Genomic DNA, 12,585 nt, shown 5'->3' on the forward strand with positions numbered 1-12,585 from the left:
GAAAACCTAGAGTCATGTGTCGCCCATTCCACACGCGGCGTCCAGCATCGGTCTCCGTCAGACCGGGCAAATCTTCCAGATGGACGGAGACCCGCAGACCGTTAAGCCGCAGACGTCAGATGTGGATCACGCGCCCGTAGGCATCCAGCGCGGCCTCGTGCATCGCCTCCGACATCGTGGGGTGCGGATAGACCATGCCGTGAAGGTCCTCCTCGGTCGCCTCCATGGTGATCGCCGTGACATAGCCCTGGATCATCTCGGTGACTTCGGCACCGATCATGTGCGCACCGATAAGGGCTCCGGTCTTGGCATCGAAGATGGTCTTAACGAAGCCGTCCGTATCGCCGGACGCGATCGCCTTGCCGTTCACCTTGAAGGGGAAGCGGCCGATCTTCACCTCGCGACCGGCCTCGCGCGCGCCCTGCTCGGTGATCCCAACCGAGGCGACCTGAGGCTGGGCATAGGTGCAACCGGCAATGGGCGAGACGACGTGCGGTGTCTTGAAGCCTGCGATGAACTCGGCGGCGTGGATACCCTCGTGCGATGCCTTGTGAGCCAGCCAGGGGGCGCCTGCGCAGTCTCCGATCGCGAACAGCCCTTTCACATTGGTCTGGCAGTGACCGTCGATCGTGATGTGGCCGCGGTCCATGTTCACGCCCAGAGCCTCCAGCCCGATCCCGTCGGTATTGGCCGTAATCCCGACGGCTGAAATGCAGACCTCGGCCTCCAGCGTTTCCGCCTTGCCACCGGTCTCGATCGCAACCTGAACACCGGCCCCACCCTTGGACACCTTTGTCACCTTGCAGCCCGTGCGGAACTTCATCCCCCGTCGTTCGAACGATTTGCGGGCGGCCTTGGAGACCTCCTCGTCCTCGACGGGCATGATCCGGTCGACCGCTTCCACCACGGTCACCTCGGCACCCAGCGCTCTGTAGAAGCTGCCGAATTCGATCCCGATCGCTCCGGACCCGATGACCACGATGGATTTGGGCATCGACTTCGGAGCCATGGCCTCGCGATAGGCCCAGATCCGGTCGCCATCGGCCTCGAGCCCGATCTGCGGGATGGCCTTGGCGCGGGCACCGACAGCCAGGATGACGGCCTTGGCTTCCACCGTGCGCGATCCACCCGCCTTGAGCTCGATCACGACTGTGGGTGCATCCCTGCCCTTTTCGAGCCTTGCCGATCCTTCGATGACCTCGATCTTGTTCTTCTTCATCAGAAAGCCAACGCCGGTGTTCAGCTGTTTGGCCACGCCGCGCGACCGGGCAATGATGGCGTCAAAGTCGAAACTGACAGATTCAGCCGAAAGGCCATAATCCTTGAGGTGGCTCAGGCTTTCGAACTTCTCGCCCGACTTCAGCAGCGCCTTGGTCGGGATACAGCCCCAGTTCAGGCAGATGCCGCCCAGGTTCTCGCGCTCGACGACCGCAACCTTCTGGCCCAGCTGCGCCGCCCGGATCGCAGCAACATAACCGCCAGGTCCCGAGCCGATGATGATCAGGTCGAAATCGGACGTCTGAGGAGTAGCGGCCATGTCAGATCAGCTTTTCGATATCGGCCAGAATGGCCCTGGGTTCGGTCTGGGGCGAGTATCGCGCGACCACCTGCCCCTTCCGGTCGGTCAGGAATTTTGTGAAATTCCACTTGATGGCTTTCGAGCCGAGGAAACCGCGCTTCTGCTCCGTCAGCCAGGCGTAGAGCGGATGACGGTCGGGCCCGTTGACCTCGATCTTGTCGAACAAGGGAAAGGTCACGTCGAAAGTGGTCGAGCAGAAAGCCGCGATCTCTGCGGCCTTGCCAGCTTCCTGATTGCCGAACTGGTTGCAGGGAAACCCCAGAACCTCGAACGGCCGATCGGCCATGTCACGGTGCAGGGCCTCCAGACCCTCATACTGGCCCGTGAAACCACATTTCGATGCGGTGTTGACGATCAGCAGGGACTGACCCCGAAACCGGTCCAGCGGGATCTCGGTGCCGTCGATGCCGATAGCGGAGAAGTCATAAACCGAGGTCATCGCCCTGCCCTCAGGCCAGCATGGTCACGGGATCTTCGATCAGAGGTTTGAAGGCCTGCAGGAATTTGGCTCCTGCGGCCCCATCAACGACCCGATGATCGCAGGTCAGGGTGACCGTCATGACCGTCGCCACAGCCAGCTGGCCATTCCTGACCACAGGCCGCTGCTCGCCCGCGCCCACGCTCATGATCGCACCCTGCGGCTCATTGATGATCGAGGCGAAGGACTTGATCCCGAACATGCCGAGGTTGGAGACACTGAAGGTGCCGCCCTGGAACTCCTCGGGCTTGAGCTTGCGCTCGCGGGCCCGTTTGGCCAGGTCCTTGGACTCGGTCGCGATCTCGGCCAGCGACTTGGTCTCGGCCTTGCGGATGATCGGCGTGATCAGGCCGCCATCGATGGCCACGGCCATGGCGATGTCCGCGTGGTGGTGCATCGCGATGCCTTCAGGGCTGTAGGAGGCGTTGGCCTCCGGCACAGCCTTCAGAGCCAGCGCCACCGCCTTGATCACGAAATCATTGACCGAAACCTTGATACCGCGCGGCTCAAGCATGGCGTTGACGCGCGCGCGCGCCGCCATCAGAGCATCGATCTCGCAATCGATGGTCAGCGGGAAATGCGGCACGTCGCGGAAGCTGTCCGTCAGACGGCGCGCGATGGCCTTGCGCATGCCGTCCAGCGGGATCAGGTCATAGCTTCCGTCCGGAATGCCCATCTGGGCCAGTGACTGAACCTTGCGAGGCTCGGCCGATGCCGTTGTCTGTGGGGCTGCCGAAGCCGATGCCGGTCTCGCTCCACCCTTGGCCGCCGCCTCGATGTCGCGCTTGACGATCCGGCCATGCGGGCCAGTGCCCTTGATGGTCGTGATGTCCAGGCCGCCCTGTTCGGCCAGACGGCGGGCCAGAGGCGAAGAGAACACCCGCTTGCCGGTCGGAGCGTTGTTTGCCGGTCGCAGAACGTCAAGCGCCGGCTTCACCCCCTCGGGTGATGCTACGGCTTCGACAGTCTCGTGGCCGGCGGGTGCCGATTTGCGCTCAGGCGCAGCAGCCTCGGCCACGGGCTTCGCTGCAGGGGCCTTTGCGCCATCTTCACCGGCCAGTTTGGCGATGACGGTATTCACCTTGACGCCCTCGGTGCCCTCGGAAACCAGAATCTCCAGCACCTCGCCTTCATCAACGGCCTCCACCTCCATGGTCGCCTTGTCGGTCTCGATTTCGGCGATGACGTCACCGGCCGAAACCGTATCCCCGACCTTGATGTGCCATTTGGCCAGAACGCCCTCTTCCATCGTCGGCGACAGGGCGGGCATCAGGATGTCGGTCATCAGGCGTTCCCTCGTGTCGGGGTCAGGGGTTCGGCGACGGTACGGACATTGTCGGCCTTGATGACCTCGGAGATCCCCTGAAGAATCCGGTTATAGGCCTGGGTCTCGTCATGGCCGTGGCGCACCGCATAGCCATGCGCCATGTGCCGCGCGGCGATCGCCAACAGCTCTCCGAACTTCAACGGATCGTCGAAGGCCGGCTTGACCGACATGACCGGCTCGCCCTTTGACCACCAGATCCGGATGATCTCGATCGCGTCGGCGTCGGCAGCAACGCTGTCGGGCGTCGTGAGCTGAAACTCGGGCCGTTCGCTCACGCCATCACCTTGCGGACTGCGGCAACAATCTTGTCGACACCCGGCAGGGACAGGATTTCCAGATTGGCGGCATAAGGCAACGGCACGTCTTCCTGGTGCACGCGCAGCGGTGGCGCATCCAGATAGTCGAACGCATGCTCGATGACCCGCGCAACGACCTCGGCCCCAACGCCCATCGGGCCCCAGCCTTCTTCGGCCGAAACCAGACGGCTGGTCTTCTTGACGCTCTCGACGATGGTGTCGTGGTCCAGCGGACGCAGGGTGCGCAGGTCGACGACCTCGCAGGAAATGCCTTCGGCCTCGAGCTGTTCTGCGGCCTGCAGGGCAAAGCCGACCATACGGCTATGGGCCGTGATGGTGACGTCGGTGCCTTCGCGCCTGACCTTGGCCTTGCCGATCGGAACAAGCCAGTCCTCGACCTCCGGCACATCGAACTCAATTCCGTACATCATCTCGTGCTCGAGGAAGACGACAGGGTTCGGATCGCGAATGGCAGCCTTCAGCAGGCCCTTGGCATCAGCTGCGTCATACGGCGCCACCACCTTCAGGCCCGGCACATTGGCGTACCATGCCGAATAGTCCTGGCTGTGCTGGGCACCCACGCGGCTGGCCGCGCCATTGGGCCCACGGAACACGATCGGTGCCCGGATCTGACCGCCGGACATGTACAGGGTCTTGGCGGCCGAGTTGATGACGTGGTCGATGGCCTGCATGCCAAAGTTCCAGGTCATGAATTCGACGATCGGCTTGAGCCCGGCCATGGCCGCCCCGACGCCGAGGCCGGCAAATCCATGCTCCGTGATGGGTGTATCGACGACACGCTTGGCCCCGAACTCCTGCAGCAGTTCGCGGCTGACCTTGTAGGCCCCCTGGTACTGGGCGACCTCCTCGCCGATCAGGAAGACGGAGTCGTCACGCCGCATTTCTTCGGCCATGGCGTCGCGCAGAGCGTCGCGGATGGTCGTCTTGACCATTTTTGCGTCGGCAGGGATTTCGGGGTCGTGCAGTTCGACCCGCGGAATCGGCGTGCCACTCTGAGCGGGAGCCTGTTCCGGATCCCCTGATTTCGCTTCTGGGGCATCATGCTTGGCAACAGGCGCTGCCACAGATCCAGCCTCTTCTTCGGGCTTCGATGTACCACCGGCCGCAGCCCCATCCTCACCAGCCATCCGTGCGATCGGGGTGTTGACCTTCACGTTCTCGGAGCCTTCGGCCACGAGGATCTCGGCGATCTCGCCCTCGTCGACGGCCTCGACTTCCATTGTCGCCTTGTCGGTCTCGATCTCGGCGATCACGTCACCGGCCTTGACCGTATCACCCGCCTTGATGTGCCATTTCGTCAGCGTACCCTCTTCCATCGTGGGCGAGAGCGCCGGCATCAGGATGTCGGTCACGCTGCGGTCTCCACATAGACGTCGGTATAGAGTTCGGACGGATCCGGCTCGGGGCTTTCCTGAGCGAACTGCACGGCTTCCGCCACGATAGCCTTGATGTCGGCGTCGATGGCCTTGATCTCGTCGTCCGTCGCCTTGGCCTCGGCCAGCAGGGCCTTGATGTGGTCGATCGGGTCGCGGGTCTTCTTGACCTCATCGACCTCTTCCTTGGTCCGGTATTTGGCAGGGTCGCTCATCGAGTGACCACGATAGCGATAGGTCTTCACTTCCAGGATGAAGGGACCCTCGCCAGCGCGGGCCCGGGCCACGGCCCGCTCGACAGCGTCCTTGACCGCCAGCACATCCATGCCGTCGACCTTTTCGCCGGGGATGCCGAAGCTGGCTCCGCGCTGCGACAGTTCGGTCGTCGAGGACGAGCGCTCGATGCTCGTTCCCATGGCGTACTGGTTGTTCTCGATGATGTAGATGGCCGGCAGCTTCCACAACTGAGCCATGTTGAAGCTCTCGTAGACCTGCCCCTGGTTCGCCGCGCCGTCACCGAAATAGATGAAGGCCACCGACTGGTCGTCACGGTATTTCGAAGCGAAGGCCAGGCCAGTGCCCAGCGACACCTGCGCCCCGACGATCCCGTGGCCGCCAAAGAAGCCGGTCGGGACGTCGAACATGTGCATTGAACCGCCTTTGCCGCGAGACGATCCACCGGACCGTCCGGTCAGTTCGGCCATGACCTCGTTCGGGTCCATTCCGGCGGCCAGCATGTGGCCGTGGTCCCGATAGCCGGTGATGACCCGGTCGCCCTTGCGCTGGCTGGCCTGCACCCCGACGGCCACGGCTTCCTGACCGATATAGAGGTGACAGAAGCCGCCGATCAGACCCATGCCGTAAAGCTGTCCGGCCCTTTCCTCGAAGCGACGGATAAGCACCATCTCGCGATAGTATTTGAGGAGTTCGTCCTTGCTGGCTGTCGGCGTGACCGGGGTCGCGCTGGCCTTGGACGGTGTGGTCTTCTGGGCGGCTCTCGCCATCCGGCATCTCCCGGCTGAGCCTCCACGCCGAAACAGGCGCGGCGAGGCTTCTTATCGTTACGGAAAGCGGCTTTAGCAGCCTTCCTTCCCGAAAGGCAAAGCACGCCGCCGGGACTGTAACAAGATGTCAGGAGGCGGCGACGCTCGCCTGCGGCACCGTCGCTGTTGTGGTGCGGATCACATAGTCGCGCGGGTCGGAGAAGCCGAGAACGACCCTTGCGCGCTCCTCGAGCATGTCGCGAGACAGGTGCCCGGACCGCAGATAACGCACGCGCAACTCCAGATCATGGCGCTGTTCGGCAAGGACCGCCAACTCATGCTCCCGAAGCTCAAGCATGGCATCGCGTTGATTCCCGCTCAAAAGGCCTCGCTGCCCGGTAAGGGCCTGCACGCCAAGGTACACAATCAACAGGAACAGACCGATCGTCGGCAAATACGGCTTCATCGTCTCAGGCACAGGAGACGCTCCTTCTGAGCGTTAACACGGTTGATTTAGTCTGACGAAAAATACCTAACAAACCGTAGCTTGGCCGGTAATCTTTCATGGAATCAGCGTGTACAGCGCGCCGCGGCCCGGACCTCGACTTCCAGCACGCCCATCACCGCCATGGGCGTGTCGGTTGCGATGACCGCAACCCCGTCACGCACAAGGTCTCGATACTCCGAAACATCGCCATCGGCGGCATAGATGTCATCCAGCCGGCGTCCAGGTGCACCAAGGGTGCCGAACTGCGCCTCGACGCCGCCCGTTTCCAGAGCCTGCCAAAGCGCCGGACGTGGCGCACGTGTCCCGGTCCAGGCCAGGATCTGCGGCGGGTTCAGCCCCTCCAGACCCGCAAGGTCATTGAGCCCGGCCGAAATCATCATCTCCGGAGCCATTGCAGCGACCGCTCGCGCGGCTTCGGCACTGTAGGTGATCAGGATGACCCTGTCGGCCGCTTCGGCCTGACGTACGGCATCGACAACCTTGCGTGCGAGAACCAGTGTAGCGGCTTCGTCGGCGGGCTTCAGGTCGATGCTGGCGATGGCCCCCACCCGGCCCGCAGCGTCCAGCGCTTCTCCGAGCGTCGGCGGCGGCGCCTGCAGGACCGTCCCATCCGTCGCAGTCAGGCGTGCCCGACGGACCTCGTCAAACGTCAGATCGGCGACCCGGCCCGTCCCCGTCGTGGTGCGATCGAGGGTGTCGTCATGCATCAGAACCAGCTGGCCGTCCCGCGTCAGGGCCGCGTCGATCTCCACGATGGCACCCGGGATCGCACGGCCCGTGGCCTCGATCGCGCCCACCGAGTTCTCGGCCTGATCATCCGCCGACTGCGCACGGTGCGCCGAGATCGCTACCCCGGTCTCCCGCACGCAGTCGAAATAACCCGCCAAGGCAGGCTGGGATGTCACAGAGCTCACCGGTGCGGCGGCGCAGGCCGCCGTGACAAGGGCAAGCGTGAGATGAGAGACGATCAGGACAGGACGGGACATCCCGGTCTTTTGGCCGAAACCCTTGGTGGCCGCCAGAGCCGTGAAACAGGAAGTCCTGTTTCGAAGAGCCGTATGTTGCTGAAGGTGGATCATGAGCGTTACGCTTTGATGTCGACGGGGAACGGACATGGCAGAAAAACAAAGGGGTTTCGTAGGGCTGGGGAGGCTCTGCGTCGCTCTGTCAGCCGCACTCTGGCTTCAGGGCGGGCCGGCCGGGGCACAGACCCTCGTGACCGGGGAAGTGGCTTCCCGAACCGCCGATGGCTTCAACTCCACGCGGCCGACACCGCGGATCGAATACTGGCAGAAACGGCTGGCGGAGATTGAGGCGCGACTTGAGGCTCCGGACAGCCTCGAGCCCGTCAAACTGGTCTTCCTCGGCGACTCGATCACGGATTTCTGGACCATGGGCGAGAATCCCTGGTTTCCGGGTGCATTGGGTGGACGAGCCATCTGGACAGAGAGTTTTTCGGGTGACCGGCCCGAGACCCTGGGGTTCAATCTCGGCATCTCCGGTGATCGCACCGAACATGTCCTGCACCGGATCCGGCCGCGATCCGAAGGCGGACTGGGACAGCTGGACCGGACCGACCTCGATCCTGACGTGATCATTCTCCTCATCGGGATCAACAACAGCTGGGATGCCGAGACACCGGCCGTAGACAGTGTGCTTGCCGGTATCCGGGCCGTTGTTGCCGCTGTTCAGGAGCGCAAGCCTGATGCGATCATCGTTCTGCAGTCCCTTTTGCCGACGAACGAGCCGGCGAGAAACACGAGCCTGGTCGAACCGGTCAACCGGGCGCTCTCAGCCTATTCGACTGACCCGTCCATGGCCGGGAACGTTAGATTTCTCGACATCCACGACGTCTTCATCGGCGCGGACGGATTTCAGGACCGCACCCTGTTCATGGATGGGGTCCATCCGAACGAGGCAGGCTACCGCGCCTGGCGCGATCGGCTGCTACCATTCCTGACCGTGATACGTCGATGACGAGGCGGCTTGCAGACGATCGCCGTCAGTCCCCTCCGGCAAAGGCGAGATTGAATTTGCCATCACTCAGTCCGCCGATGCCCCAGTTCAGGGTCATGCCGCTGGCAAATTTGACAGCGTAGATCTCGACCCGTCCCTCGGGACGATCCTCCGCCCGAACGAACTGGGCGGATTCGATGGCTCCAAGACTGGCGAGTCCCGCTGACATCTGAGGCAACTGTTGCTGGCAGGCCGCCAGCAGGTCCGGCCCCATCACATCCGCCGGACATGTCCCCGCAGCCGTCTGGCTGATCATCTTGCGCAGAGCCGCCTCATATTCCGCCGACTGGGCAAAAGCCGGGGACGCCATCAGCCCGGCGATCGCCACGGCTGTCATTGTTGATCTGAAACCCATGTCGAACGCCTTTTTGCTGGATCCGTTTTCTTGCGCGCTTGAGGGTCTGGATCAAGATACGCTTTGCCAGATGCCAGAACCCGTCCTTGCCGCCAGCCCTCTGTCGTCGCATCGTCGGGGGCTGCAGGGGCCCACTCAAAAGAATGTCAGACTTCGAATTCACCTTTGCCCTTTTCGGGCTGTTGCTGGGCCTTTCACTGGCTGAAGTCCTTTCGGGCCTGGCCCGCGCCATTGAGGCTCGGTTGAGGCTGGGGACCGCGATCAGGATTGGCTGGCTGACGCCGCTGCTCGGTGCATTTGTTCTCCTCGATCTATTGTCCTTCTGGCAGGCGGCCTGGACCAGCCGCGACGTGATCACGGTTTCCAGCGAAACCCTGATGGCCGTCACCTTCTTTGCAGGGGCGTATTTTCTTGCGGCGGCCCTCGTCTTCCCGCGCTCGGTGGCCAGCGATGTCAGTTTCGACGACCATTTCTTCCGCGTGCGGCGTGTCGTGATCGGCGTGATGCTGGGACTTCTGGTATGCCAACTGGCCTTCTACCTGAGCGAACCCGCCCTGGTGGCACGCCTCCAGAACCCCCTGGCTCTCGGGTTGACGGCGGTGCTGGTGGTGTTGATGGCCGCAGCGATGGCCGTGCGTGGGCCAAAGCTCGCGCGGCTGGCCATGCTTGCGCTGGTCGCTCGCTACATCGTCGTCTATCTGATCTGAAATCATCTTCGAGAGGGAGAGAGTCGCCTTGCAGGATCTGGTTGCACCGGCGTTGCTGACGCTCGCGCTGATCGCGCTCGCCGGATATCTGCTGGGCTCCATTCCGTTTGGTGTCATTCTCACGCGCGCTGCCGGAGCCGGCGATGTGCGCCAGATTGGCTCTGGCAACATCGGAGCGACCAATGTGCTCAGGACGGGCCGCAAGGACCTGGCCCTGGCCACCCTGCTGCTGGACGCAGGCAAGGGCGCGGCAGCGCTCCTGCTGGCACGCTGGCTGATCGGCGGAGATCTGGCCCCTGCGATTGCCGGCGGAGCCGCCTTTCTCGGCCACCTGTTCCCGGTCTGGCTTCGGTTCAAGGGCGGCAAGGGGGTGGCGACCTTTTTCGGCCTGATGTTGGCCGCCTGGTGGCCCCTTGGCCTTCTGGCGGCGGCGACATGGCTGATCGTCGCTTTCGGACTCCGGTATTCGTCACTGGCGGCGCTTGTTGCGGCCCTGCTGGTGCCGTTCTACGCCGTGTTGCCCCTGCCCGGCCTCGGCCTGCCCGTTTCGACGCCCGTTTTGGCGCTCTCCGTCTTCACAGCGATCCTGATCTGGATCCGCCACCACGAGAACATCGCCCGGCTGCTCAAGGGCCTGGAACCGCGCATCGGAGCGAAGAAGGCGTGAGCCCCCTGCCCGAGCCCGAACGGTTCGCCCGGCTTCGGCTATCGCGCGCCGATCGGGTCGGGCCGGTATCCTTCAGCCAGCTTCTGGCGCGCTACGGGAGTGCGATCCGCGCGCTTGAAGCCCTCCCCGATCTCGTCCGGCATGGCGGCGGCGCTCCCTATGTCCTGCCAGACGCAAGCCGTATCGAGGACGAGATCGCGGCAGGAGTCGACAAAGGTGCGGCCTTGGTTGTGCTCGGCGACCCGGCCTATCCGGCGCGACTCGCCGCAGTCGATCCACCCCCGCCAGTTCTCTGGACCTTGGGTGATGTCACCCTGCTGAGCCGCGAGACGGTCGCCATCGTCGGCGCCCGCATTGCTTCGGCGGGCGGTCAGCGCATTGCCAGAGGCTTGGCCCAGTCCTTGGGTCAGGCCGGCTTCGTTGTGGTTTCCGGGCTGGCCCGTGGCATTGATGCGGCCGCCCATGCCGGTTCGCTAGACACTGGAACCGTGGCTGTTCTCGGCGGTGGCGTCGACGACATCTATCCACCCGATAATGCCGCAATCTATGCCCAGATCGCCGAGCGCGGCTGCGTAGTGTCCGAAAGTCCGATGGGCGCGCGAGCCCAGGCTCGGGACTTTCCCCGCCGAAATCGCATCATCTCTGGCCTTTCGCGCGGCGTGATCGTGGTCGAGGCTGAAATCCGCTCGGGCTCATTGATCACGGCTCGCCTGGCGGCGGAACAGGGCCGAGACGTGTTCGCCGTACCGGGCTCACCGCTGGACCCGCGCTCGCGAGGCCCGAACGAGCTTCTCCGCCAAGGCGCGATCTTGTGCGAAGGCCTGGAAGACGTCCAGCGTGCTTTCGAGACCCTGCGGCGTCTCGATGAAACTCCCGGCGGATCGCCGTTCACAGCCTTCCCTGACGACATCGACGATGCATTGCTCGAGCAGGTCGCAGAACTGCTCTCGCCGACGCCCACGCCCCGCGACGAACTGGCCCGCGCCCTCAATCGACCCGTAGCGGATGTTGCCGCTGCCCTGCTGGAACTCAGCCTGGCGGGCCGGGCATCCCTGTTGCCCGGCGGTCTCGCCTCGACCTGACTACTCGAGTCCGGCCTGCGGGAAAGGATGCCCCAAGGCCTCGGCCATGGCCTGCTGAGAAATCAGAAAAACCTGCTCGCGCTGGTGATAGTTGTTTCCGAGGACCACGACAGTCGTGTCGGAAACCGGCTCATGGGTCACGATATTCCGGAACCCGGCCCAGCTGCCCGTATGGTAGATCTGCCGCTCGGAAAATGCAGGCTGGACCCGATCCCCCAGACTGTTGACGAATACGCCGTAGCCCCAGCTTCTGTGCGGACGCCCCTGCTCATCGGGCTGGTCGGGCGGACTGTGGTCAGTGATCATCCGGGCATAGCTGGCGTCACTGAGCACCCTCCCGTTATGGAGCGCCCTGTTCCAGATGAGCAGGTCATCCAGGGTGGAGTACAGCGCCCCGGCTCCGACAACGACGCTGACATTGGCATCCGGCTGAGCGGTCAGCCCGCCCGGAAAATTGGCATAGCCCATGACGAGGTCACCGGCCTGGCCATCTGCATCCGAACCCGTATTCGTCATTCCTAGCGGAGTGAAGAAGGCATCCTGCAGATACGTCTCGAACGGCTTTCCACTGGCCTTTTCGACAACCTGCGTCAGCAGGTTGAAGCCCGCATTGTTATAGCGAATCTTGCTTCCCGGCGGGAATGACAGGCCATAGCTTGCCGAGGCGTTGGTCAACTCCTGTTTCGTTCGCGGCGTTACGCGGATCAGGCCCCATTGTGCCTGGGCCATGATGTCCGGAATCCCGGACGTGTGGGACATCAGATGCCCCAGCTTCAGCGGTGCCCAGGCTTCCGGGCATGGCTGGATCCATTTGCAGACCGCATCATCGACATGCAGCTTGCCCTCATCCTGAAGCTTGAGGACCGCCGCTGCCGTGAACTGCTTGCTGATCGAAGCGAGCCGGAACCGGGCGTCCAGAGCAAGGGGTTGGCCGGTTTCATGGTTGGCGAGACCATAGGCTTCGCGGAACAGAACCTTGTCGCCCTTGGCGACCAGCACCGCGCCCATGAAGTGGCCGGCATCCCCTTCGCGTCTCAGGCGAGCGGCCAACTGGGGCAGAGCCTCGACCACGACGACCGGAGGGCGGGCAACGGCCGCCGCGGCTTCGGCCCGATCGACGACGGAAACCCTCTGGCCCATCAGACGGTACCCGCCCCAGGCAGAGAGACCGAGTACGCAAACCGTCAAACAAG

14 protein-coding genes are annotated in these 12,585 nt (G+C 63.6%); 4 read left to right on the forward strand and 10 right to left on the reverse strand.

Going from position 1 to position 12,585, the window contains the following annotated elements; all coding sequences use genetic code 11:
- Window positions 1-115: 115 nt before the first annotated feature.
- The 8 genes from lpdA to GGR13_RS06980 all read right to left on the reverse strand — a co-directional run bounded on the left by lpdA (window position 116) and on the right by GGR13_RS06980 (window position 7,551).
- A complete protein-coding gene (gene lpdA, locus GGR13_RS06945; protein WP_183212760.1) occupies window positions 116-1,537 on the reverse strand; it encodes a dihydrolipoyl dehydrogenase in 1,422 nt (473 codons plus the stop codon).
- Between the two features lies 1 nt (window position 1,538).
- A complete protein-coding gene (locus GGR13_RS06950) occupies window positions 1,539-2,018 on the reverse strand; it encodes a glutathione peroxidase (RefSeq protein WP_183212761.1) in 480 nt (159 codons plus the stop codon).
- Between the two features lie 10 nt (window positions 2,019-2,028).
- Window positions 2,029-3,345 (reverse strand): pyruvate dehydrogenase complex dihydrolipoamide acetyltransferase, encoded by a 1,317-nt coding sequence (locus GGR13_RS06955; protein WP_183213125.1) that lies wholly within the window; start codon window positions 3,343-3,345, stop codon window positions 2,029-2,031.
- On the reverse strand, window positions 3,342-3,659 hold the full coding sequence (locus GGR13_RS06960; protein ID WP_183212762.1) for a DUF5076 domain-containing protein: 318 nt from the start codon (window positions 3,657-3,659) through the stop codon (window positions 3,342-3,344). Before GGR13_RS06960 ends, GGR13_RS06955 begins: the two co-directional genes overlap by 4 nt.
- A complete protein-coding gene (locus GGR13_RS06965; protein WP_183212763.1) occupies window positions 3,656-5,053 on the reverse strand; it encodes a pyruvate dehydrogenase complex E1 component subunit beta in 1,398 nt (465 codons plus the stop codon). The genes GGR13_RS06960 and GGR13_RS06965 overlap by 4 nt, the downstream gene beginning before the upstream one ends.
- Window positions 5,050-6,078 carry a pyruvate dehydrogenase (acetyl-transferring) E1 component subunit alpha gene (pdhA, locus tag GGR13_RS06970; protein WP_183212764.1) on the reverse strand — a complete coding sequence of 343 codons (1,029 nt, stop codon included), beginning with the start codon at window positions 6,076-6,078 and terminating at the stop codon, window positions 5,050-5,052. Before pdhA ends, GGR13_RS06965 begins: the two co-directional genes overlap by 4 nt.
- Before the next feature lie 127 nt (window positions 6,079-6,205).
- Window positions 6,206-6,523 carry an FtsB family cell division protein gene (locus GGR13_RS06975; RefSeq protein WP_183213126.1) on the reverse strand — a complete coding sequence of 106 codons (318 nt, stop codon included), beginning with the start codon at window positions 6,521-6,523 and terminating at the stop codon, window positions 6,206-6,208.
- Between the two features lie 104 nt (window positions 6,524-6,627).
- A complete protein-coding gene (locus GGR13_RS06980; RefSeq protein ID WP_183212765.1) occupies window positions 6,628-7,551 on the reverse strand; it encodes a glycerophosphodiester phosphodiesterase family protein in 924 nt (307 codons plus the stop codon).
- Window positions 7,552-7,678: 127 nt separating this feature from the next.
- Here GGR13_RS06980 and GGR13_RS06985 point away from each other — a divergent pair, with 127 nt between their 5' ends.
- Window positions 7,679-8,542: a GDSL-type esterase/lipase family protein gene (locus GGR13_RS06985; RefSeq protein WP_183212766.1), complete on the forward strand. Its 864-nt coding sequence runs from the start codon at window positions 7,679-7,681 to the stop codon at window positions 8,540-8,542.
- A gap of 25 nt (window positions 8,543-8,567) precedes the next feature.
- Here the strand turns inward: GGR13_RS06985 and GGR13_RS06990 are convergent, their stop codons facing one another.
- Window positions 8,568-8,936, reverse strand: a complete 369-nt coding sequence (locus GGR13_RS06990; RefSeq protein ID WP_183212767.1) for a hypothetical protein — start codon at window positions 8,934-8,936, stop codon at window positions 8,568-8,570.
- 143 nt (window positions 8,937-9,079) lie between these two features.
- Between GGR13_RS06990 and GGR13_RS06995 the strand changes: the two genes are divergently transcribed.
- The 3 genes from GGR13_RS06995 to dprA are packed head-to-tail and all read left to right on the forward strand — an operon-like array spanning window position 9,080 to window position 11,392.
- Window positions 9,080-9,643 carry a hypothetical protein gene (locus GGR13_RS06995; RefSeq protein WP_183212768.1) on the forward strand — a complete coding sequence of 188 codons (564 nt, stop codon included), beginning with the start codon at window positions 9,080-9,082 and terminating at the stop codon, window positions 9,641-9,643.
- A gap of 28 nt (window positions 9,644-9,671) precedes the next feature.
- Window positions 9,672-10,310 carry a glycerol-3-phosphate 1-O-acyltransferase PlsY gene (gene plsY, locus GGR13_RS07000; RefSeq protein ID WP_183212769.1) on the forward strand — a complete coding sequence of 213 codons (639 nt, stop codon included), beginning with the start codon at window positions 9,672-9,674 and terminating at the stop codon, window positions 10,308-10,310.
- A complete protein-coding gene (dprA, locus tag GGR13_RS07005; protein ID WP_183212770.1) occupies window positions 10,307-11,392 on the forward strand; it encodes a DNA-processing protein DprA in 1,086 nt (361 codons plus the stop codon). The genes plsY and dprA overlap by 4 nt, the downstream gene beginning before the upstream one ends.
- On the opposite strand, the gene GGR13_RS07010 is transcribed toward dprA, so the two are convergent.
- Window positions 11,393-12,532 (reverse strand): serine hydrolase domain-containing protein, encoded by a 1,140-nt coding sequence (locus GGR13_RS07010; RefSeq protein WP_246347729.1) that lies wholly within the window; start codon window positions 12,530-12,532, stop codon window positions 11,393-11,395.
- Window positions 12,533-12,585 lie beyond the last annotated feature (53 nt).

Origin of the sequence: Brevundimonas variabilis (genome assembly GCF_014199945.1) — a bacterium.
Taxonomy (GTDB): Bacteria; Pseudomonadota; Alphaproteobacteria; order Caulobacterales; family Caulobacteraceae; genus Brevundimonas; species Brevundimonas variabilis.